Raw genomic sequence first — 24,904 nt, forward strand, 5'->3', positions numbered from 1 at the left:
CTGAATTAATGTTATTTTTTGATAACTTTTAATTCTGTGTAATTATCATCAGCATAAACTTTTAAGATATAGATAGAAGAAGATAATTCTACCAAATCCACTTGAACTTCATTTGCAAAAGGCTTAATCACTTTAACTAATTTTCCACCTAAATCAAATATTTCAATAGTTGTAATTTCTTTACTATATCTAATTGTTAACTGATCAACAACTGGATTAGGATAATACGTTAATTGTGTTAAATCAAACGATTCTTTTCCTAATACTACGGTTACAGTAACTGCTAATGGAGAACTCACACATGTACCATTTACAGATACTGCATAGTAAGTAGCACCATCCACTAACTGTGTTCCTGCTGGAATTGCATTTGTTCCTGCTGCTGCATCAGCTGCTGATGGATACCAAACTATTCCAGTTCCAGTAACAACAATATCCTCTATCGTTACATCAGAAGCCACACCACCATTAATAGTTTGATTAGAAGCTCCTGTTGGAGTAGTTGCCGTATTTATTGTTAAGTTTAATGTCTCTGTATGACAACCTACAGTATTGGTATATGTACCTGAAGTCGTATACGTAGTTCCATTAACAGCCCAAGTGTACGAATCACAAGCCGAAACGGTAGTAGTATTAGTTGTACTTGGTGTAATTGTTAAGTTTAATGTTTCTGTATGACATCCTACTACATTCGTATACGTACCAGAAGTAGTATATGTAGTTCCATTAACAGCCCATGTGTACGAATCACAAGCCGAAGCAGTAGTAGTATTAGTTGTACTTGGTGTAATCGTTAAGTTTAACGTTTCGGTATGACATCCTACTACATTCGTATACGTACCAGAAGTAGTATACGTAGTGCCATTAACAGCCCAAGTATACGAATCACAAGCCGAAGCGGTAGTAGTATTAGTTGTACTTGGTGTAATCGTTAAGTTTAATGTCTCTGTATGACAACCTACAGTATTGGTATATGTACCAGAAGTAGTATACGTAGTGCCATTAACAGCCCAAGTATACGAATCACAAGCCGAAGCAGTAGTAGTATTAGTTGTACTTGGTGTAATCGTTAAGTTTAACGTTTCGGTTTGACAACCTACAGTATTGGTATATGTACCAGAAGTAGTATATGTAGTTCCATTAACAGCCCAAGTGTACGAATCACAAGCCGAAGCAGTAGTAGTATTAGTTGTACTTGGTGTAATCGTTAAGTTTAACGTTTCCGTATGACATCCTACTACATTCGTATACGTTCCAGAAGTAGTATATGTAGTTCCGTTTACAGCCCAAGTATACGAATCACAAGCCGAAGCAGTAGTAGTGTTAGTTGTACTTGGTGTAATCGTTAAGTTTAACGTTTCCGTATGACATCCTACTACATTCGTATACGTACCAGAAGTAGTATACGTAGTGCCATTAACAGCCCAAGTGTACGAATCACAAGCCGAAGCAGTAGTAGTGTTTGAAGTACTTGGAACAAATGTGATTACCGAAGTATTTGATTTTGTACAAGCACCTAATGTCGCAGTAGCAGTATAAGTTATATTACCTGTAGGTTTAGTATAAACTATATTAGTTGCAGTTCCAGTATATGGAATAGTTGCAGCTGAATCTGTATACAAATCCGTTTGAGGAGACCAAGTAATTGGTGCGCTATTAATAACATCAAAAGTTAGATCATTTCTTGAGCTATATGTATAACTTGCTGTTCCTACATAGGCATCAATTGCTGCCGCTGATGTATTATCAGCTCTATAAAAAATTGTACTAACAAATGAAGTTGGACTATGTTTTGCGGTGTTATAATTTGAAGCAGCACCAGTGTTATTATTACTATAATTCATTTCAACAACTAAATTACTTGAACCATCCCAACTAAATGGTGCATCAAAAGTAAAAGTATTTAAACCGGCAACTGGTGTATAATTTGCAGCAGCTTTTACAGTCGTTAATCCTGTTTCCCAAGCAGTTGTAGAAGCAAAACTTCCAGTTGCTGTATTTTTCATTTTAACTACTAAACTTGATAATGCTACAGAAGTATTGGCATTAGCCAAATCTAATTTTATTGAATTAATTTGCGTTCCAGCAACAAAACCTAATGCAGATAATTCAGCTGCCGTATAGATCCATTGTTGTTTAGTTCCCCCATAAAAATTTTGAAGAGGATTTGGCCCTAAAGTGGCTGTAGTAGAACTACCTGAAGTTGTACTAGCACCAGATCCTAACAATGAAGACACAATATAAGTTCCTCCAGAAGCATTTAATTGCTGAATAGTTCCAGAACATACTGAGGCAGTTGCTGGAGTTAACACAACATTAGAAGGTATAGGATTAACAGTCACAACTATTGTACCTGTTGTTGTACATCCTCCAATCATATCGGTTGCTGTTACAGTATAAGTAGTGGTAGTAGTTGGATTTGCAGTTACACTTGATCCAGTTGTAGCACTTAAACCTACAGCAGGAGACCAAACATAACTATGATTAGGATCATTTGCACTAGAAACCGTCAAAACAGTTGAATCTCCATTACAAATTGCAACATTTGGAGAAGTTGTGATCGATTGAGGCCCACTACATAATAAACTTATGGATACATTATCTAGCCCAATATCAAAACTTCCATTATCACCTGTTGCTCTAAATCTAATTACAGAGGTAGCAGAAGTAGTTGCTAAATTTGCCTTAACATTTGTCCAACTCGTTACCGCAGTTGTAGGAGCAGCTAGTGCTGGTGTAGTAGTTAATGGATTAAAAGTTACCCCTCCATCAGTTGATAATAACAATTCTAATTGATCAATTCCTGTACTAGGAGTAATGTAATAAAATGACAACTCTTTTGAACCCGGAGCAGATAAATCTACATATAAATCTAAAGAACCTTTATCTCCAGCAGGGAAAACATTAAATGAATGGAATCTTGCAGATCTTGCTCCATTTTGTGCTATTGGGGTGTACGCTCCTCCTGTTGAGGACCATCCACTTAGTGTAGTTGTAGTATTATCTGCCCTCCAAGACGCATCAGCATCTACACCTTTAATCATTCTCCAAGAATTATTTGGAGCATCTTGTCCTAATGGTGCAGTTACACAAGTTGTAGTCCATACATTTTCAAAGCTTTCAGTTAAAGGAATTGTTGCATAAGTTGGTGAATTAATAATCACCTGAACTGGATTTGATGTTATTGAAAATCCTGAATTTGTACAAGTTACAATACATCTATACCATGTTGAAGCAATTGGAGTAACTGAATAAGTTGAAGAATTGGCACCTCCAATAGTATTATATAAAATATTGTCTGAAGAAGATTCCCATTGATACGTTATATTTAAAACCGAATAAGCAACATCTAAAGAAAGAATAGTTGAACTTCCTAAACAGAAATTGTTATTTGAAGTTACCGTATTTGCAGATGCTGGTGTACCAGTACAAACTGGTAAATTTGAAACACCATTAAATTCATCTGCACCAATATCTGGAGTAGCATTATTTCTAACATCTCCATCATAATCAGTTGTTACTAATGCTATAACGGATGCACCCCCTTCTACAAAAGTAGGTGTAACTGTGTCTATATGTAAATAAGTTGCATTCGCTCCAGTTGTAGAAACAAATGTCGGATTTTCTTCTACAGACACTTGATCTCTATTCACCATAAATGCTTTAAGATTAGCAACAGTATTTAGGGAATTTGTAATTGTTGTAGTACCTTCAACATAAGATGAATGATTATTAGTACCAGCAGTTGGGTTTACCCAAAATAAATTATTATTACTTGTAGTTGCATAATTAGTAGGAACTGTACCTGCTGTACCACTTATTCTTCTTATAGCTGCAGCAACACCATTGGTCGCTACATTTAATCCATTTTGAGCTGGAGTAGATAAATTAACAAAAATATTATTTCTAACATCAACAGCTGTAGGTGTTAGGTTAAAATATAAACATGAAGTTCCAAAAGTAGTTACTGAACTTGAAGTTGCGTCTAATCGAACAGTATTATTATAAACATTATTTGTTGTAGCACCAGTTAAATTTATTCCAATTACTGCATTTAAACCTGTAGCTGTTGGTGTATATAAATTTCCAACTAAATTATTAAAAACTGTTGCTGTTGTACCTCCAGAAACTGAAATTCCTAATACTGAAGCACCTGTACCAGTTGAAGTAATGTTAAATAATTTATTTTTAGAAATCGAAATAGTACCAATTGATGGATTTATACCAGTAAAAGCAACACCGGTCCCAGAATATCCAGAAACATTTTGCAAATTACTTATAGTATTTCCTATAAAGTTTTTATTACCAGCTATTCCAAATTCAACAATAGCTTTTATTGCACCATTTGCAGTTAAGTTATTTAAAATATTATTTGATATAGTAACATCTACAGATGAAGAAAGACCATAAATACCATCAATTGTACCTGTTGAAGCAGCATTTGAATAAGCTAAACCAGCAATAGTATTTCCATTAATAGTAGTAGAAGTTGGACTTGTTATAACCAACCCTCTTAAAGTACCTGTTGTTGCAGAAGATCTTATAAATGGACCAATTATATTATTATTAGCATTAAGTGTTACAGGCGAACCACATCCAATTAATATATGTGTCCCAGTACCTGGAATAGCAGAACCTGCACTTACATTATTGTTATTTATATTAGCAGTAGTAGGTGTAGCGCTATTAACAATACCATTTATTGTTGCACCTGTTGCTGAAGCATAATTTAAAACAACAGAATTATTGTTTATACTTACAGTATTTGAAGCTGCTGTAGACCCAATACCGTTAGAAATTCCGTCTAATTGTGAAGTTGTACCACCACCAAATAAAGTTATATTGTTATTGTTAATTGTAATATTTGCAGAAGTACCTGCCCCAGCTAAAATTCCTCTCAAAGTTGAGGGATGATTTACTCCAGAACCATTATTATTATTGATTATGTTGTAAGATACATTTGCTCCCCATTGGTTATTAATTCTGATTGCTGCAGCTGGATTTGTTGCACCAGTTGCTCCACCAAAATTCAGTAAAGTATTACCCGTTAAATTACTTACTCCACCAATATCATTATTTGAATCTGCTAATGTAAAAGGAGTAGCAGCAGCAAAACCATTCATTCCAATTCCTATGTTTCCACCATTTATTGTATTTCCATAGATTTTATTATTAGAACTTGCCCCACTTGTCGCAGTAATGGTTAAATTAGTTGTGGCTGCTGTCGCTGTAGAATTAATAAACATAATACCAACAGAACCATCAAACATTGGAGTTGTTCCTGCCGCATTATTAACACGTTGCATATTAAAAGTACAGTTTTGTACTGTATTGTTATTACAACCATCGGTAGCTGAAGCTTTGTAAAAAACTAGCCCTGCTTCCATAGTAGCAGGATTCGTAGTATTACCATCGGTAAAAGTAACATTTTGGATAGTTAAAAAATCTAAACCTGATACTTTAAAAATAGCATCTTGAACTGCAGTCCCCGGCGTTCCGGTTCCAGCTGAATAAGCTTGTAAAATAGAAGTACCTGGTGTACCATTGATTGTTATGGTATTAGTCACACTCGTAGCTGCATTTAAAGTAGCAGAACCAAGAATAAAACCTAATGTTGGTGCAGTCTCAGTACCTGCTCCTAAATTTAGCACAACTGGTCCAGTCATAGCTGTTACTGCATTTAAATCTGTAATTGCAGATGCTAAACTAGTATAAGAACCAGCTAATGCAGGAGTAGTATTTGCATTACCTGTAACTGTTACTCCAATTTGTGCAAAAGCATTTGAAAAACAAAATATTGTTAAAAAAACAAAAACTATTTTTTTAAAAACACTTTGAATACCAAACACTTTATTCTTTTTTGTGAATGCATCACTTAAAGAATTTTCTGAAAAGTAATTTTTACTCATGTTTTGTTATATATTTTAAAAAAAGCTATCTAATTTCAATAATATTTAACAATAACTAATAAAAATTCGACGAAATGTATTTTAATAACGATATAAAACATAAAAGCCCTTAAAAAGAGCTTTTATAAATTATGCCTGACCTGTTGGACCAAAATTTAGTGGAATATTAGGTTGTTCAGTTTCCTTGATTTCACCGTGTTGATTTTCAAAACGTTTAATATTTTCATGTAATGCTCCCAACAATCTTTTTGCATGTTGAGGCGTTAACACTATTCTCGATTTAACTTTTGCTTTTGGCACACCGGGCATGATACTGATAAAATCTAAAACAAACTCAGTATTTGAATGATTAATAATAGCTAAATTAGAATAAATACCTTCAGCCGTTTTTTCATCTAATTCAATATTTAATTGTCCTTCTTGATTATTATTTTCCATTTGTATATGATTTAAAAAAACCTAACAGTATAAACTGTTAGGTTTTAAATTATTTATCAAATATAAGAATTCTTAGTAATTGAACTCTTCTTTTGCAGCCATTAATTCGCTGTATTCATCTTTTGAACCTACAAGAATGTTATCATAATCTCTCATACCTGTACCTGCAGGGATTCTGTGACCAACAATAACGTTTTCTTTCAATCCTTCTAGAGTATCAATTTTACCAGCAACTGCTGCTTCATTTAACACTTTAGTAGTTTCCTGGAACGAAGCCGCAGATATAAACGACTTAGTTTGTAATGAAGCTCTTGTAATACCTTGAAGAATTGGAGTAGCCGTTGCAGGAACAACATCTCTTGCAACTACTAAATTTTTATCTTCACGTTTTAACAATGAGTTTTCATCTCTTAATTCTCTAGGAGAAACTATTTGACCAGGTTTTAAATTAGTAGAATCGCCAGCATCTTCAATTACTTTCATTCCATATAATTTATCGTTTTCAACAATAAAGTCACTTGTATGAACTAATTGATCTTCTAAGAATAAAGTATCTCCTGGATCTTGGATTTGTACTTTTCTCATCATTTGACGAATCACAACTTCAAAGTGTTTGTCGTTGATTTTTACCCCTTGTAAACGATATACTTCTTGAATTTCGTTTACTAAGTATTGTTGTACAGCAGAAGGACCTTGAATTCTTAAGATATCATCTGGAGTGATTGCTCCGTCTGATAATGGCATTCCAGCTCTAACAAAGTCATTTTCTTGAACTAAGATTTGGTTAGAAAGTTTAACTAAATATTTCTTCACTTCACCAAATTTAGACTCAATAGATAACTCTCTATTACCTCTCTTCACTTTACCAAAAGTAACTACACCATCAATCTCAGAAACTACAGCTGGATTAGAAGGATTACGCGCTTCTAACAACTCTGTAATTCTTGGTAAACCTCCTGTAATATCACCTGCTTTAGAAGAACGACGTGGAATTTTAACTAAAACTTTACCTGCTTTAATTTTTTCACCGTCATCAACCATTAAGTGGGCACCTACTGGTAAGTTATACGATCTAATTAATTCACCATCTTTACCATAAATATGTAAGGTTGGAATTAATTTTTTATTACGTGCTTCAGAAATTACTTTTTCTTGGAAACCAGTTTGTTCGTCAATTTCTACTAAGAACGATTGTCCTTGTTCGATATCTTCGTAACCTACTTTACCTGTAAATTCAGATACAATTACACCATTATAAGGATCCCATTTACAGATTGTAGCTCCTTTTTCAACCACATCACCATCATTTACATAAATAGTTGAACCGTAAGGTATATTATGCGTATTTAAAACAATTCCAGTTTTAGCATCAACTAATTTTAATTCTGTTGAACGAGAAATAACAATATCAATTGTATTTCCTTCTGCATCTTCACCTTTAACTGTTTTTAAATCTTCAATTTCTAATCTACCTCCAAAACGAGCAACAATACTAGAATCTTCTGAGATACCTCCAGCAACCCCTCCAACGTGGAACGTACGAAGTGTTAACTGTGTACCTGGCTCACCAATTGACTGTGCAGCAATAACTCCAACAGCTTCACCTTTTTGAGCCATTTTACCAGTTGCTAAGTTTCTACCATAACATTTAGCACAAATACCTTTTGTAGCTTCACATGTTAATGCCGAACGAACTTCCACTTTTTCAACTGGAGAACCTTCAATTTTCTTAACAATTGCTTCTGTAATTTCTTCACCTGCATGAACTAAAATTTCAGAATCTAAAGGATTAACAACATCTTGTAAAGCCACACGACCTAAAATTCTTTCTCCTAAAGACTCAACGATTTCTTCGTTTTTCTTCAATGCAGTTACTTCAATTCCTCTCAATGTACCACAATCTACTGAATTAATGATAACATCTTGAGATACGTCATGTAATCTTCTCGTTAAATATCCAGCATCGGCAGTTTTCAAGGCCGTATCGGCAAGACCTTTACGAGCACCGTGTGTTGAGATGAAGTATTCTAAGATTGATAAACCTTCTTTAAAGTTTGATAAAATCGGATTTTCAATAATTTCACCTCCAGCAGCAGTAGATTTTTTAGGCTTAGCCATCAATCCACGCATACCTGTTAACTGACGGATCTGTTCTTTTGAACCCCTTGCTCCAGAGTCAAGCATCATATACACAGAGTTGAATCCTTGTTGGTCTTCTCTAATGTTTTTCATGGCATACTCTGTTAATTTTGCATTAGCAGAAGTCCAAACGTCAATTACCTGATTATAACGCTCATTATTTGTAATAAGACCCATGTTATAGTTCATTGTAATTGCATCTACTTCTTCTCTTGCACTAGCAATTAAAGGCTCTTTTTCATCTGGAACTTTAATATCACCTAAGCTGAATGATAAACCACCTTTGAAAGCAAATTTATACCCCATATCCTTAATATTATCAAGGAAAGCAGCCGTTGTAGGAACATCAGTTACAGCCAAGATTTTACCAATAATATCTCTTAAAGATTTTTTAGTTAAAACCTCGTTAATATATCCAGCTGCTTCAGGTACTACTTCATTAAATAATACTCTACCTGCAGTTGTTTGAATAACTTTATAAACTAATTCTCCTTCTTCGTTGAAGTCTTTTGTTCTTACTTTAACACGAGCATTTAAGTCTAAACGTCCTTCATTTAAAGCAATGTGAACTTCTTCAACTGAATAGAATGTTAAACCTTCACCTTTAATAGGATATTCAGGTGTAGACAATCTTTCTTTAGTCATGTAATATAGACCCAATACCATGTCCTGAGAAGGTACTGTAATAGGAGCACCATTTGCAGGGTTTAAGATATTGTGAGAAGCTAACATTAACAATTGAGCTTCTAAGATTGCTTCAGGTCCTAAAGGTAAGTGAACCGCCATCTGGTCACCATCGAAATCGGCGTTGAAAGCCGTACATGTCAATGGGTGTAACTGGATTGCTTTTCCTTCAATTAATTTAGGTTGGAATGCTTGAATACCTAATCTGTGAAGTGTAGGAGCACGGTTTAGTAATACTGGATGTCCTTTGATTACATTTTCTAAGATATCCCATACTACTGGCTCTTTTTTATCGATAATTTTCTTAGCCGACTTAACTGTTTTAACAATTCCTCTTTCGATTAATTTACGAATAACGAATGGTTTGTACAATTCTGCAGCCATATCTTTTGGAAGACCACACTCATACATTTTCATTTCTGGTCCAACAACAATTACCGAACGAGCAGAATAATCCACACGTTTACCTAATAAGTTTTGACGGAAACGTCCTTGTTTACCTTTTAATGAATCTGATAAAGATTTTAATGGTCTATTTGATTCTGTTTTAACTGCAGAAGCTTTTCTTGTATTATCGAATAATGAATCAACTGCTTCTTGTAACATACGTTTTTCATTACGTAAGATTACTTCAGGAGCTTTAATTTCCATTAAACGTTTTAGACGGTTATTACGTATAATAACTCTTCTATATAAGTCATTTAAATCTGAAGTTGCAAAACGACCTCCATCAAGTGGCACTAACGGACGTAATTCAGGTGGAATAACCGGGATTACTTTTAAAATCATCCATTCAGGTAGATTTTCTCTGTTTTTGTTAGCCTCACGGAATGATTCAACAACATTTAAACGCTTTAAAGCTTCCGTTTTTCTTTGCTTAGAAGTCTCATTATTAGCAGCGTGACGTAATTTATATGACAAGTCATCTAAATCGGTACGAGCTAGTAAATCCATAATACATTCAGCACCCATTTTAGCGATGAATTTATTAGGATCGTTATCATCTAAATATTGATTTTCCATTGGTAATGAATCAGCAATATTTAAATATTCTTCTTCAGTTAAGAAATCTAATGCATTTAAAGATTCTCCATCTGGCCCTTTAGCAATACCTGGTTGAATAACTACATATCTTTCATAGTAGATAATCATATCTAATTTCTTAGAAGGCAAGCCTAATAAGTAACCGATTTTGTTAGGTAATGAACGGAAGTACCAAATATGAGCAATAGGCACCACTAAATTAATGTGACCTACTCTATCTCTTCTAACTTTTTTCTCTGTAACTTCTACACCACAACGGTCACATACGATTCCTTTGTAGCGAATTCTTTTATATTTACCACAAGCACATTCGTAATCTTTAACTGGACCAAAAATTCTTTCACAGAAAAGACCATCACGCTCTGGTTTATGCGTACGATAGTTGATTGTTTCAGGCTTTAAAACTTCACCTCTTGATTCTGCCAAGATTGATTCTGGAGAAGCCAAACCTATTGTGATTCTGTTAAATCTTTTAACGGTATTTTTATCTTTTAATTTTGTCATGATATGAATACTATCGATTTATTAAAATTCAATTGTAAATTTTTTTGTTTTGAAATCAGTTGCCATTTAAATAAGACAACTGATTTCATAAACTAATTTATTCTTCTAATCTAATGTCTAATCCAAGACCTTTTAATTCATGCATTAATACATTGAATGATTCAGGTAATCCTGGCTCTGGCATAGTTTCTCCTTTAACGATTGCTTCGTAAGTTTTTGCTCTACCAGTTACATCATCAGATTTTACCGTTAATATCTCTCTTAAAGTACTAGAAGCACCATAAGCTTCAAGAGCCCAAACCTCCATCTCTCCAAAACGCTGACCTCCGAACTGAGCTTTACCTCCTAATGGTTGTTGCGTAATTAATGAGTATGGACCAATAGAACGTGCGTGCATTTTATCATCAACCATGTGACCTAACTTAAGCATATAAATTACACCTACTGTAGCCGGTTGGTGGAAACGCTCTCCTGTTCCTCCATCATATAAATAAGTATGACCAAATCTTGGGATTCCAGCTTCGTCTGTTAAGGCATTAATTTGGTCTAAAGTTGCACCATCAAAAATTGGAGTTGCAAACTTTTTACCTGTTTTTAATCCAGCCCATCCTAATACTGTTTCATAAATCTGACCAATGTTCATACGTGAAGGTACCCCAAGTGGATTCAATACGATATCTACTGGTGTTCCATCTTCTAAGAATGGCATATCCTCTTGACGAACAATTTTAGCTACAATACCTTTGTTACCGTGACGACCTGCCATCTTATCACCTACTCTTAGTTTACGTTTTTTAGCGATGTAAACTTTAGCTAATTTTAAGATACCTGATGGTAATTCGTCCCCAACAGTAATTGTGAATTTCTCTCTTCTTAATACACCTTGTAAATCATTTAATTTGATTTTATAGTTGTGTACTAAATCATTGATTAATTCATTTGTATGATCATCTGTTGTCCATTGACCTTTTGTTAAGTGTGCAAAATCTTCAACACCTTGTAACATTTTCTTAGTGAATTTTTTACCTTTTGGCAATACTTCTTCACCTAAATCATTTAAGACACCTTGCGATGTTTTTCCGTCTACGATTAAGAATAATTTATCGATCAATCTGTCTTTAAGTTCAACGAATTTCACCTCGAACTCCATTTCAAGTTTATCTAAATCTTCTTTATCTTTAGAACGTTTACGTTTATCTTTAACCGCTTTAGCAAATAATTTTTTATCTAAAACTACACCATGTAAAGAAGGAGAAGCTTTTAAAGACGCATCTTTCACATCACCTGCTTTATCACCAAAGATAGCACGTAATAATTTTTCTTCTGGAGTTGGATCTGATTCCCCTTTTGGTGTGATTTTACCAATTAAGATATCACCAGGTTTAACTTCAGCTCCAATTCTGATCATACCGTTTTCATCTAAATCTTTAGTAGCTTCTTCAGAAACGTTTGGAATATCATTAGTTAACTCTTCGTTACCTAATTTTGTATCTCTAACTTCTAGAGAATAATCATCTACGTGGATTGATGTAAAGATATCATCACGAACCACCTTTTCAGAAATTACAATAGCATCCTCGAAATTATACCCTTTCCAAGGCATGAAGGCTACTTGTAAATTTCTACCTAAAGCTAACTCTCCATTTTGAGTTGCATATCCTTCACAAAGTACCTGACCTTTAACTACTTTATCCCCTTTTCTAACAATAGGTTTTAAGTTAATAGTTGTACTTTGATTGGTTTTTCTAAATTTAATTAATTGGTATGTTTTTTCATCAGTATCAAAACTTACCATTCTTTCTTCTTCAGTTCTATCGTACTTAATTGTGATTTCATTTGCATCAACATAAGTAACTACACCAGAACCTTCAGCATTGATTAACACCCTTGAATCAGAAGCTACTTGTCTTTCTAATCCAGTACCAACAATTGGCGCTTGAGGTCTTAATAAAGGAACGGCTTGACGCATCATGTTAGATCCCATCAACGCACGGTTCGCGTCATCATGCTCTAAGAATGGAATTAATGAAGCTGAGATAGAAGCGATCTGGTTTGGTGCCACGTCAGTATAATGAACCGCTGTAGGATCAACTACTGGGAAGTCACCTTCTTCACGAGCAATTACTTTATCAGCTGTAATTGTTCCTTCATTGCTCATTTCAATATTTGCTTGAGCAATTAATTTACCTTCCTCCTCTTCAGCACTTAAATAGATAGGTTCAGAAGTTAAATCTACTTTACCGTTTTCTACTTTTCTATATGGGGTTTCAATGAATCCCATTCCGTTTACTTTAGCATAAACACCTAAAGAAGAAATCAAACCAATGTTTGGTCCCTCTGGTGTTTCAATAGGACATAAACGACCATAATGCGTGTAGTGAACGTCACGAACCTCGAAACCAGCTCTTTCTCTTGATAAACCACCAGGTCCTAACGCAGATAAACGACGTTTATGTGTAATCTCAGCTAAAGGATTGGTTTGATCCATAAATTGAGACAACTGATTTGTACCAAAGAACGAGTTAATTACTGAAGATAATGTTTTTGCATTAATCAAATCAATTGGAGTAAACACCTCGTTATCACGCACATTCATTCTTTCACGAATTGTACGAGCCATACGCGCTAAACCAACACCAAACTGAGCCGACAATTGCTCTCCTACTGTTCTAACACGACGGTTAGATAAGTGGTCGATATCATCGATTTCAGCTTTTGAATTAATTAATTCAATTAAATATTTTACGATAGTGATAATATCTTCTTTAGTTAAAACTTGTTTATCCATTGGAATATCTAAGCCTAACTTTTTATTCATTCTGTAACGACCTACATCACCTAAATTATAACGTTGGTCTGAGAAGAATAATTTATCAATAATACCACGAGCAGTTTCCTCATCAGGTGGTTCTGCATTACGTAATTGTCTATATATATGTTCTACAGCTTCTTTTTCAGAATTAGTAGGGTCTTTTTGCAATGTATTGTGGATAATAGCAAAATCAGCTTGATTATTATCCTCTTTGTGTAATAAAATTGATTTTACATCTGCTTCAATAATTTCTTCAACATTATCTTTATCTAAGATAGTGTCACGATCTAAAATAATTTCATTACGTTCGATAGAAACTACTTCTCCAGTATCTTCATCTACGAAATCTTCATGCCAAGTATTTAAAACACGAGCAGCAAGTCTTCTACCGATATATTTTTTAATTCCAGTTTTTGAAACTTTTATTTCCTCTGCAAGGTCAAATATTTCAAGAATATCTTTATCTCTTTCAAAGCCAATAGCTCTAAAAAGAGTTGTAACAGGTAACTTTTTCTTTCTATCAATGTACGCATACATTACGTTATTGATATCAGTAGCAAATTCAATCCAAGAACCTTTAAAAGGAATAATTCTTGCTGAATATAATTTAGTTCCATTAGCGTGGAAAGATTGTCCGAAGAACACCCCTGGAGATCTATGTAATTGAGAAACTACAACACGTTCTGCACCGTTGATAACAAAAGTACCACTAGGTGTCATATATGGAATAGTACCTAAATAAACATCTTGAACAATAGTTTCAAAATCTTCATGTTCAGGATCAGTACAATATAATTTTAAACGAGCTTTTAAAGGCACACTATATGTTAAACCTCTATCGATACATTCTTCGATAGTATATCTAGGAGGGTCAATAAAATAATCTAGAAATTCTAATACGAATTGATTTCTAGTATCAGTTATTGGAAAATTTTCCATGAAGGTGTTGTAAAGACCCTCGTTACCTCTCTCATCAGATTTGGTTTCTAATTGGAAAAAGTCTCTAAATGATTTAACTTGAATATCAAGAAAATCCGGATAATTAGGGATATTTTTCGTTGAGGCAAAATTGATTCTTTCAGTCTGATTAGCAATCATCAATGGACAAAATTTTGATTTGAAAAAAAGTAATTTTTTGTGTATACTACACTGATTATTTCTACTTCCTTTGTAATAACCATAACATCTTTTAAAAAAAACCAGGAAAGCAAGATTAATTTCTTTCTTCGTTAATGGTTACTTATTTTTTGCTCTAATAAAACATAAATTTTAATATACGCAAAATGGTTTAGACCTTTGAGAGAATATCTCAAGGTCTAAACCTAGCTTTATCTGATAAGTTAATTATTTTAACTCAACTACAGCTCCTGCTTCTTCTAATGCTTTCTTAAGACCTTCAGCTTCGTCTTTAGAAACACCTTCTTTAACATTTGTTGGAGCAGCATCAACTAAATCTTTAGCTTCTTTTAATCCTAATCCAGTTAATTCTTTAACAGCTTTAACTACACCTAATTTAGAAGCACCAGCATCTTTTAATACTACTGTAAACTCAGTTTGCTCAGCAGCACCAGCACCAGCATCACCACCACCAGCTACAACTACAGCTGCAGCAGCAGGCTCGATACCATACTCATCTTTTAATATTGTTGCTAACTCGTTAACTTCTTTAACTGTTAAGTTAACTAATTGTTCTGCGAATTGTTTTAAATCTGCCATTTTTTCTATCTTTAATGTGTTTTAAAAAATATTATAATTTATAAGTGCGTTTGCGATTATTCTGCTGCTTCTTCACCTTTTGATTCTGCATTATTTAATAAAGCAGAAATGATGCGTTTAGCAGGAGATTGAAGTAATCCAATGATATCTCCAATAACTTCTTCTTTAGATTTGATTGCAACTAAGCTATCTAACAAGTTGTCACCGATATAGATTTCTTGGTTAATATAAGCTCCTTTTAAAACAGGTTTTTCACCTTTTTTACGGAACTCTTTAATAATTTTTGCTGGAGCATTTGCTACATCAGCAATTAAAATTGAAGTATTACCTTTTAAAGTTGTTGGTAATTCACCATACTCATTAGCAGAAGCTTCCATAGCTTTCTCTAATAATGTATTTTTAACAACTTCTAATTTGATACCTGCTTTAAAACAAGCTCTTCTTAAATCTGAAGTTGTACCTGCATCTAAACCTGAAATGTCAGCTAAATATACAATATTTGCATCTGCTAACTGTGCAGTTAAATCTTCAATAGCAATTGATTTTTCTTCTCTAGTCATACTAAATATTTTTAACTACCAATTATACCGCTTTAGGATCTAAAGCAATAGCAGGACTTTGTGTACTTGATAAGTGAATAGACTTAATGTAAGTACCTTTAGCTGCAGTTGGTTTTAATTTGATTAATGTTTGAACAATTTCATGTGCATTGTCATAGATCTTATCTGCATCGAAAGAAACTTTTCCAATACCAGCATGAACGATACCAGTTTTATCAACTTTAAAGTCAATTTTACCAGCTTTTACTTCTTGAACAGCTTTAGCAACATCCATAGTTACAGTACCTGTTTTAGGATTTGGCATTAAACCTCTTGGACCTAAAACACGACCTAATGGACCTAATTTACCCATAACAGCTGGCATAGTAATGATTACATCAATATCCGTCCAACCGTCTTTAATTTTTTGTAAATAGTCATCTAAACCTACGTGATCTGCACCAGCAGCTTTAGCTTCAGCTTCTTTATCTGGAGTTACAAGAGCTAATACTCTTACATCTTTTCCTGTTCCATGAGGTAATGTTACTACACCTCTAACCATTTGATTCGCTTTTCTAGGATCTACACCTAAACGTACTGCGATATCAACAGACTCATCAAATTTAGCAGAAGCAACATCTTTAATCAAAGCAGAAGCTTCTCTTAAAGTATAAAGTTTATTCTTCTCAATTTTTGATGCAGCCACTTTTTGCTTTTTTGTCAATTTTGCCATGTCTAATTCTTTTTAAAGATTAAAAAGGAGCGTCTCCTGTTACAGTAATACCCATAGATCTTGCTGTACCAGCGATCATACTCATTGCTTTTTCTAATGTAAAAGCATTTAAATCAGCCATTTTATCTTCAGCGATAGCTTTAATTTGATCCCAAGTAACACTTGCAACCTTTTTACGATTTGGCTGACCCGAACCAGACTTTAATTTAGCTGCCTCTAATAATTGAATTGCAGCAGGTGGCGTTTTAACAACAAAGTCGAAAGACTTGTCTTTATACACAGTAATTTGTACTGGTAAAACTTTGCCAGGTTTATCTTGTGTTCTTGCATTAAACTGCTTACAGAACTCCATGATGTTAACCCCAGCAGCCCCCAAAGCAGGTCCAACCGGTGGCGACGGATTCGCAGCACCTCCCTTAACTTGTAGTTTAACTACTTTACTAACTTCTTTTGCCATTTTTAAAAAAATTTAGCACATCTATCAATTGGAAGCGATTGATGTGAATATATTTGTAACTAATATTTATACTTTTTCAACTTGCATAAAACTCAATTCTAATGGTGTTTTTCTACCGAAAATTTTAACCATAACCTCAAGCTTACGCTTTTCTTCGTTTACTTTTTCAATAGAACCATTAAATCCATTGAAAGGACCATCAATAACCTTAACAGTTTCACCAACAGAATAAGGTATATTAACATTCTCAGTTTTGATTGATAATTCATCAACCTTACCTAACATTCTATTAACTTCAGCCTGTCTTAACGGAACCGCATCACCACCTTTAGTTTCACCTAAAAATCCGATTACCCCAGTTATTGATTTAATAATATGAGGAATTTCACCAGTTAAGTTAGCCTCAATCATAACATAACCAGGAAAATAAACTCTTTCTTTTGATATTTTTTTACCATCTCTAACCTGAACTACTTTTTCAGTAGGAACAAGTACTTGAGAAATATAGTCAGCCATTCCAACTCTGTTAATTTCTTGCTCAATATAAGCCTTAACTTTGTTTTCTTGTCCGCTAACAGCTCTTACAACATACCACTTCTTTACGTTATTATCAGCCATTATAAATTAACCTTTTAATAAATTAAAGAAACCATTTAGTATCTTAGTAAAAGACACATCTACACCCCAAGTTGCTAAAGCAAAAATAACTGAGAATAACGCAACTATAATAGTATACTTTTGAACTTCGTCCCAAGTAGGCCAAGTTACATTAGACTTTAATTCTTCGAAAGCTTCAGAAAAATATTTTAACATGATCTTTTACTTTATTTTGCACGAGCGGAGGGATTCGAACCCCCATCAATGGTTTTGGAGACCACTATTCTGCCCTTGAACTACGCTCGTTTATTAAAAACTGTGTCGTCGTTTAACGACACAGTTATATAAATTGACTATTAATTAGTCTAAAATTTCTGTTACCTGACCAGCACCTACTGTTCTACCACCTTCACGAACAGCAAAACGTAAACCTACTGATAAAGCGATTGCAGATAATAATTCCACTTCAATAGTTAAGTTATCACCTGGCATAACCATGTCTCTTCCAGCTGGTAACGAAATAGTACCAGTTACGTCAGTTGTACGAACGTAGAACTGTGGACGGTAGTTATTGTGGAATGGAGTGTGACGTCCACCTTCTTCTTTTTTCAAGATATAAACCTCAGCTTTGAATTTAGCATGTGGTTTTACTGAACCTGGTTTACAGATTACCATACCTCTTTTGATATCTGCTTTATCAATACCTCTTAATAATAAACCAACGTTATCACCAGCTTCACCTCTATCTAAGATTTTACGGAACATCTCAACCCCTGTAATTGTAGAAGTTAATTTATCAGCTCCCATACCAATGATTTCAACAGCATCACCTGTATTAGCAACTCCAGTTTCGATACGTCCTGTAGCAACAGTACCACGACCTGTAATTGTAAATACATCTTCAACTGGCATTAAGAATGGCTTATCAACATCACGAGCTGGTAACTCAATCCAGTTATCAACCGCTTCCATTAATTCCATAACAGTAGCAACCCATTTTGGATCTCCATTTAAAGCTCCTAAAGCAGAACCTTGAACTACAGGACCATTATCACCATCATACTGATAGAAAGATAATAAATCTCTGATTTCCATTTCTACTAACTCTAATAATTCAGCATCATCAACCATGTCAACTTTGTTCATGAATACAACCATTCTAGGCACACCAACCTGACGACCTAATAAGATATGCTCACGAGTTTGTGGCATTGGACCATCAGTAGCAGCAACTACTAAGATAGCTCCATCCATTTGCGCAGCACCAGTTACCATGTTCTTTACGTAATCCGCGTGACCTGGACAGTCAACGTGAGCATAGTGACGGTTAGCTGTTGAATACTCAACGTGAGATGTATTAATTGTAATACCTCTTTCTTTTTCTTCTGGTGCATTATCAATTTGATCAAATGATTTTGCTTCAGATAAACCAGCATCAGCTAATACTTTAGTGATTGCAGCAGTTAACGTAGTTTTCCCGTGGTCTACGTGTCCGATAGTACCAATATTTAAATGGGGCTTCGAACGATCAAATGTTTCTTTTGCCATGATTTTAAAATTTTAATCTTAGTTATATATTAGTGTTCAAAAAATTATTTCAAACTTGAGCCAATGACGGGATTTGAACCCGTGACCTCTTCCTTACCAAGGAAGCACTCTACCCCTGAGCTACACCGGCTAGTGTAAATCAGAAGTTAGAATTCAAAATTCAGAAATCTCTAAATTTCTTTTTCTAAATTCTTAAAATTGTGGGGAGAGCAGGATTCGAACCTGCGAAGGTTTCCCAGCAGATTTACAGTCTGCCCTCGTTGGCCGCTTGAGTATCTCCCCGCCTTAATTTTATTTTCAATATTTCAAAGAGCCGATGGAGGGACTCGAACCCACGACCTGCTGATTACAAATCAGCTGCTCTAGCCAGCTGAGCTACACCGGCAACTATAAAAAAAGTCCGCTATTTCTAACGGACTGCAAATGTATGGATTTTATTTATTAATCAAAACTTTTTTAAACTTTTTTTTCAATTAACTATGTGCCCTAACTTTTTCTTTACGTTTTACCAACACTCTTTCTAATGATTCGGCAGCTAAATCAGTGGCTTCCTCAAATGATTTACCGATTTTTTTAACCATAAATTCATCACCAGGAACATTTATTTTTAATTCTACTATTTTATTTTCTTTATCACTTGTGTTTTCTACTTTTAAAAACACATCCGACGCTACTACTTTATCATAAAATTTTTCCAATTTAGTTAATCTTTCTTCAATAAAACTCACTAATTTTTTGTCAACATTAAAATTAACAGCATGAACATTAACTTTCATATTTTTTTAGGTTTTAAAAATTAAACAATCACTACTTGCTTCTCGGATGGGCGTCTTGATATATTTTTTTTAATTCAGACAAGCTACTATGAGTATAAATCTGAGTTGACGACAAACTTGCGTGACCAAGTAGTTCTTTTACAGAATTTAAATCAGCACCATTATTCAACAAATGTGTTGCAAATGTATGCCTAAGAACGTGAGGGCTTTTTTTTACCTTTTCTGATACACTACTAAAGTAATCATTTATCAAACGATAAACAAATGTTTCACTTATTTTATTTCCTTTTTTTGACAAAATTAACAAATCAACCTCTTTGACTTCCTCAAGTTTCTCTCTTTTAGACATATACAACTTTAACAATTCAATAGTTGAAGTAAGCAACGGAACAATCCTTTCTTTATTTCTCTTTCCAAGCACTTTGATGGTTTTTGAAAAAAAATCAACGGAACTATTTTTAAGCAGAATTAATTCCGCTCTTCGTATACCAGTTGTGTAAAACAACTCAACAATCAATCGATTTCTGACCGATTCAAAATCATCATCCAAAAAATACACATCAAATAATTGGTCAATTTCATTTTCAGAAAAAGGAATTTGTATTTTTTTAGCCACTTTTAAAGATTTATGTTTTAAAAAAGGATTTTCATGAATCTGTCTTGTTTTAAGCAAAAATTTATAAAACGATTTTAAAGAAGATATTTTTCTATTAATTGAAGTAGCCAATAAACCAGAATCAGACAAAAAAACAATCCATGAACGAATTTGAGTATATTTTACTTTTTCAAGAGAACATTCAGAATCAAAATCATTCAAAAAAGATTCAAAAAGTAAAACATCATCACTATATGCTTTTAATGTATGTTTAGAATATTTTTTTTCTTTTTCTAAATAATCACAATAGGCTTGAAAATTTGTACGCATAAAAAAACCGTTAGAGACAAATTTACAAAATGTCTACTAACGGTTTTATATTTTATTCAAAAAAAAGAACTATCCTTCGAAAGAATCTCTTAATTTTTGGATGTACTGTGCTTTTTGAATTTCAGCTCTTCTCGTAACTGACGGTTTAGTGAACGCTTGACGTGCTCTTAACTGACGAACAGTTCCAGTTTTGTCAAATTTTCTTTTATAGCGCTTTAATGCTCTATCGATATTTTCTCCGTCTTTAATTGGTATAATTAACATAATCTAGACACCTCCTCTCTTTTACGGGTGCAAAAGTATGAATTATTTTTTACAATCAAAGTTTTTTTTATAATAAAAGACAATAATTTAAATTTACTTTTACTTTTTTCTTTTCCAAGAATTACACAGCTGGTTTGTAGTCTTTATTATCAATAATCATTTTAGACAGAATTTCTTTTAAAATTTCTGATGTTCCACCTCCAATTGGCCCTAAGCGACTATCTCGTAATAAACGAGCCAATGGATATTCTTCCATATAACCGTAGCCTCCTAACATTTGCAAACAATCATAAATAGCTTGATCGGCAACTTTTGTCGACTTCAATTTTGCCATAGTAGCCTCTTTAACTACATATTCCCCCTTATCTAAACGAGCCACAGCAGCATAATTAAATATTTTACAATGTTCAATTTCTGTAGCATGCTCTACCATTGTGTGTCTTAATGCTTGAAATTTATTGATAGTCGTACCAAAAGCTTCACGTTGCGACATGTACTCTATTGTATAATCTAATGCATATTCTGCTCTTGCATGAGCATTAATTGCCATAATTAAACGTTCTAAAGCAAAATGTTGCATAATATAATGAAACCCTTTACCTTCCTCTCCCATTAAATTTTCAAGAGGTATTTCCACATTATCAAAAGAAATTTCAGCCGTATCAGAAGCTCTCCAACCTAACTTATCTAATTTAGTTGCGGAAATTCCAGGTGTATTGGTATCTACTAAGAATATAGAAATTCCTTTATTACCTAACTCTGGAGCAGTTTTAGCCGCTACAACATAATAGTCTGCATAAACACCATTTGTAATGAATGTTTTAGAACCATTAATCACGTAATTATCCCCATTCTTAACTGCATTAGTTCGCATACCTGCCACATCACTTCCACCAAATGGTTCAGTAATACATAGAGCGCCAATTTTTTCTCCAGCTATACTTGGCGCTAAGTATTCCTGTTTAATTCTTTCATCACCTTCAGCATTTAAGTGTGTCATAGCTAAATAAGAATGTGCCCACATTGCCGCCGCAAAACCTGCCGATTTTATTTTTTGAAGTTCTTCTAAAAACACTACAGTATAAAACAAATCTAAATTCATTCCACCATAAGCCTCGGGATATCTGATACCAAAAAATCCCATCTCACCAAACTTCTTCCAAATAAAACGTTCAATGGTACCTGTTTTTTCCCATTTTTCAATATGTGGAACAACTTCTTTGTGCAAAAAATCTCTTAAGCTTTTTCTGAATAATTCATGTTCTTCAGTAAAATATAATGAACTCATAAAGTAATTTATTTGGTTATTTTTTTAGAATTCCAAATATAAGGCTATTATTTTTAATTTTTCAACGGGAAATTGCTTAATTTTTGTTAAATCTTCAAAATTTTTAATTCCGTCATTCATACTTCTATAAGTCACAATATTCTTTGCTATAGTATAATTAAAATAGGGGAATTGAGCCAACTCTTTTATAGTACAATCATTGATTTTAATTTTTTTCAATCCAACATTAGATTTGACATAAAATTTTTTATTTAAGTCGGTAATTGCATCAGGAGAGATTCCCCAAATAAAGCCAATTTGTTCAATTGAAACAAAAGCACCAAATTTTTCTTTTTCATCGAGAATTTTTTGAGCCATTCTTTCACCTATCATGTAAACCGATTCCAAATCTTCTTTTGTTGCCAAATTAATATCTTTAACAACTATTTTCTTTTCTACAAAAGAAGGATTCGATTGATAATTTTTGTACAGGTTATTTTTTTTATTTTGTGTTACCCAATCAGGAAATTTAAAAAAAGGAGCATATTTTTTCATCCAGTAATTAGATACCCCCGTTAATTTCTGAAATTCTTCTGGAGAATTAACATACTTATTTTGAGCCCTAAATTTATGCAGTTTATCAATTTGACTTAAAGTTAATCCATATTTATAACCTTTATAATCTGAAATAAAATTGGGATTAAACGGATAAATCTTCCCTTGTTCTTCTAATTGAACAATTTTTAAACTATCTATTTGTTTTTGTGTTTGCAACCATGCAATTTCTTCTTTAGAAATTGAAATTCCACTCTGTTGATTAATATTCTTAAAATAAAATAGTAATCCTTGTGCAAAAATTATTAAAACAATTAAGATTACTATTCCTAAGTGATGACCTTTTGAAAATTTTATATAATTAAATATTTTTACAGACATACTACAAATCAAATACAGAACTACGCTTAGTATAAACCATATCTTTCAATTTTAACAAAAATGCTAAAGTTAAATAAAGTCCAAAACCTAAGCCAACGGTTATAAAAGAGATATATACAAAAAACAAGCGTACTTGTGTTGCTCTCATTCCAAGACGATCAGCTAAACGTGAAGCAACAAAAAATCCGTGTTTTTCAAAAAAATGTAAAATTTTATACATGATTTTTCTTATATTTTTTATAAAGATACTTACTTTTTTAAAATATGCAAGCCTATAGCACATTGCAAGCATTTATTTTGATTACAATATTCATTTTTTAATTGCAATACTGCCTGAGAATCATAACAGTTTGCTAGATTTATATTAAAATATTGAAATTTATCTACTATTGAATTTTTTTCTAAATCCATTAGTTTTAGCCATTCTAACAATTCCTCAAAAGAAAAATTACCTCTTTCTTTTTCATAACAAAATCGAAATGGAATAATAGTATTTACAACTACTAAATTAGTAAAATTTGAAGATATTTTTTTAATTTTATGTGAATTAGATTTACAAAAATTATAATGCGAATTCCAATAAATTGAAGGAGCTATTTTAAATATATTTTGAATGTCCTCTAACTTTTTAAAAGTAATTATAGAATCAAAAACCGAATTATTATAAAAAAGAAACTGGGCTAATTGTGCTAATCGTATTGTTGGAAAATTATCAGGCCTATGTTTAAAAAAAGAAACTTCAATTCCGTTTAACTCCGTTAATTGATATTTTAGCTTATAATATTCCCATTTATTTTTCAGATTACTAAAATAAAAATCATCACAATTGGATTGCAACAAATTCAAGCACCCAAAAAATAATGCTTCAAGATTTTCAACTTCTCCCCTTTCTTTTCTTATTATAGTAAATCCAATATTTCTTGCCATGGACAGAAAAGCATTTCCATTAGTATTTAAACCGAAATTTTTAGCTAAAAATTCAAAAAAAACTTGTTCCCAATCAAACGACGTCTCTTTTAACCGCACTAAAATTTCATTTGCTTTTCGTTCTAATCGTTCTAAAATTAATTTTTCTTTAAAATTGTCCCAAATAAAAGTATCAACTTCAGTGATTTGATTTTCACATTTTATCCAAGATTTGGGCTTTAAAAGATTTTTGTATTTAATTAACTCCTCTTGATTGATATAGTTATTTAATTCTAAAGTTGGAATTTCAGTATTATCTTTTCTAAAAACAGGCGTATCATGTTCCCATACAACATGTAAAATAACATTATCGTATGCGTTATCTTTTTCATGATGGTGCAAATACCAATCAGATGATTTTACATGAATTTCGATATTTCCTGCCCAAATTTGTTGATCAATACGGATTTGTGCATTAAAAACATCTGGCCCAGCTAATTGTAGATATTGACCAAAATTTAGAATTTCTAAATTTTCTTTTTGATGAGTTTGTAATTGGGTAAATGGTAATTTCTTATTTACCCACAAATAGTGTAGATAATCTTCATTCATGGCATGTAAATTTTTATTGGCTTATACTATATTATTTACAAATATAAAAAAAGTTGGCAATCTAATGACTACCAACTTAAATTTATTTAACGTAAAAT

The 24,904-nt window shown here is 33.0% G+C and carries 18 protein-coding genes and 4 tRNA genes; all 22 read right to left on the reverse strand.

Annotated elements, in window-relative coordinates:
* Positions 1-11: 11 nt before the first annotated feature.
* The 22 genes from KQS_RS10615 to KQS_RS10720 all read right to left on the reverse strand — a co-directional run bounded on the left by KQS_RS10615 (position 12) and on the right by KQS_RS10720 (position 24,806).
* Positions 12-5,909, reverse strand: a complete 5,898-nt coding sequence (locus KQS_RS10615; protein ID WP_014389189.1) for a T9SS type A sorting domain-containing protein — start codon at positions 5,907-5,909, stop codon at positions 12-14.
* Between the two features lie 129 nt (positions 5,910-6,038).
* Positions 6,039-6,347 (reverse strand): DUF3467 domain-containing protein, encoded by a 309-nt coding sequence (locus KQS_RS10620; protein ID WP_014389190.1) that lies wholly within the window; start codon positions 6,345-6,347, stop codon positions 6,039-6,041.
* A 72-nt stretch (positions 6,348-6,419) separates the two neighbouring features.
* Entirely contained in the window at positions 6,420-10,718 is a 4,299-nt protein-coding gene (rpoC, locus tag KQS_RS10625; protein WP_014389191.1) for a DNA-directed RNA polymerase subunit beta', read from the reverse strand.
* A 97-nt stretch (positions 10,719-10,815) separates the two neighbouring features.
* A complete protein-coding gene (rpoB, locus tag KQS_RS10630; protein ID WP_014389192.1) occupies positions 10,816-14,628 on the reverse strand; it encodes a DNA-directed RNA polymerase subunit beta in 3,813 nt (1,270 codons plus the stop codon).
* Positions 14,629-14,874: 246 nt separating this feature from the next.
* Complete coding sequence (rplL, locus tag KQS_RS10635) at positions 14,875-15,246, reverse strand: 50S ribosomal protein L7/L12 (RefSeq protein WP_014389193.1); 372 nt, start codon at positions 15,244-15,246, stop codon at positions 14,875-14,877.
* A 56-nt stretch (positions 15,247-15,302) separates the two neighbouring features.
* Positions 15,303-15,806, reverse strand: coding sequence for a 50S ribosomal protein L10 (rplJ, locus tag KQS_RS10640; protein WP_014389194.1), 504 nt, complete (start codon positions 15,804-15,806; stop codon positions 15,303-15,305).
* A 22-nt stretch (positions 15,807-15,828) separates the two neighbouring features.
* Positions 15,829-16,518 carry a 50S ribosomal protein L1 gene (gene rplA, locus KQS_RS10645; protein WP_014389195.1) on the reverse strand — a complete coding sequence of 230 codons (690 nt, stop codon included), beginning with the start codon at positions 16,516-16,518 and terminating at the stop codon, positions 15,829-15,831.
* Positions 16,519-16,537: 19 nt separating this feature from the next.
* On the reverse strand, positions 16,538-16,975 hold the full coding sequence (rplK, locus tag KQS_RS10650) for a 50S ribosomal protein L11 (protein WP_014389196.1): 438 nt from the start codon (positions 16,973-16,975) through the stop codon (positions 16,538-16,540).
* Positions 16,976-17,041: 66 nt separating this feature from the next.
* On the reverse strand, positions 17,042-17,593 hold the full coding sequence (gene nusG, locus KQS_RS10655) for a transcription termination/antitermination protein NusG (RefSeq protein ID WP_014389197.1): 552 nt from the start codon (positions 17,591-17,593) through the stop codon (positions 17,042-17,044).
* 6 nt (positions 17,594-17,599) lie between these two features.
* A complete protein-coding gene (secE, locus tag KQS_RS10660) occupies positions 17,600-17,788 on the reverse strand; it encodes a preprotein translocase subunit SecE (protein WP_014389198.1) in 189 nt (62 codons plus the stop codon).
* Positions 17,789-17,807: 19 nt separating this feature from the next.
* Positions 17,808-17,878, reverse strand: a tRNA-Trp gene (locus tag KQS_RS10665).
* A gap of 54 nt (positions 17,879-17,932) precedes the next feature.
* Positions 17,933-19,120 carry an elongation factor Tu gene (gene tuf / locus KQS_RS10670; RefSeq protein ID WP_014389199.1) on the reverse strand — a complete coding sequence of 396 codons (1,188 nt, stop codon included), beginning with the start codon at positions 19,118-19,120 and terminating at the stop codon, positions 17,933-17,935.
* A 58-nt stretch (positions 19,121-19,178) separates the two neighbouring features.
* A tRNA-Thr gene (locus KQS_RS10675) sits at positions 19,179-19,250 on the reverse strand.
* A 71-nt stretch (positions 19,251-19,321) separates the two neighbouring features.
* A tRNA-Tyr gene (locus KQS_RS10680) sits at positions 19,322-19,402 on the reverse strand.
* 29 nt (positions 19,403-19,431) lie between these two features.
* Positions 19,432-19,505 (reverse strand) — tRNA-Thr (locus tag KQS_RS10685).
* Between the two features lie 88 nt (positions 19,506-19,593).
* The gene (gene hpf / locus KQS_RS10690; protein ID WP_014389200.1) at positions 19,594-19,896 is read right to left on the reverse strand and encodes a ribosome hibernation-promoting factor, HPF/YfiA family; all 303 of its coding nucleotides are present in this window, start codon (positions 19,894-19,896) and stop codon (positions 19,594-19,596) included.
* A 31-nt stretch (positions 19,897-19,927) separates the two neighbouring features.
* Positions 19,928-20,821: a tyrosine-type recombinase/integrase gene (locus KQS_RS10695; RefSeq protein ID WP_014389201.1), complete on the reverse strand. Its 894-nt coding sequence runs from the start codon at positions 20,819-20,821 to the stop codon at positions 19,928-19,930.
* Between the two features lie 69 nt (positions 20,822-20,890).
* Positions 20,891-21,085: a 30S ribosomal protein S21 gene (gene rpsU / locus KQS_RS10700; RefSeq protein ID WP_014389202.1), complete on the reverse strand. Its 195-nt coding sequence runs from the start codon at positions 21,083-21,085 to the stop codon at positions 20,891-20,893.
* Between the two features lie 121 nt (positions 21,086-21,206).
* Positions 21,207-22,373, reverse strand: a complete 1,167-nt coding sequence (locus KQS_RS10705; RefSeq protein ID WP_014389203.1) for an acyl-CoA dehydrogenase family protein — start codon at positions 22,371-22,373, stop codon at positions 21,207-21,209.
* A 24-nt stretch (positions 22,374-22,397) separates the two neighbouring features.
* The gene (locus KQS_RS10710) at positions 22,398-23,288 is read right to left on the reverse strand and encodes a ComEA family DNA-binding protein (RefSeq protein WP_014389204.1); all 891 of its coding nucleotides are present in this window, start codon (positions 23,286-23,288) and stop codon (positions 22,398-22,400) included.
* A gap of 1 nt (position 23,289) precedes the next feature.
* Complete coding sequence (locus tag KQS_RS10715) at positions 23,290-23,508, reverse strand: PspC domain-containing protein (protein WP_014389205.1); 219 nt, start codon at positions 23,506-23,508, stop codon at positions 23,290-23,292.
* Positions 23,509-23,537: 29 nt separating this feature from the next.
* On the reverse strand, positions 23,538-24,806 hold the full coding sequence (locus KQS_RS10720; RefSeq protein WP_014389206.1) for a DUF2851 family protein: 1,269 nt from the start codon (positions 24,804-24,806) through the stop codon (positions 23,538-23,540).
* Positions 24,807-24,904: the final 98 nt, after the last annotated feature.

Source organism: Flavobacterium indicum GPTSA100-9 = DSM 17447, from assembly GCF_000455605.1.
Taxonomy (GTDB): Bacteria; Bacteroidota; Bacteroidia; order Flavobacteriales; family Flavobacteriaceae; genus Flavobacterium; species Flavobacterium indicum.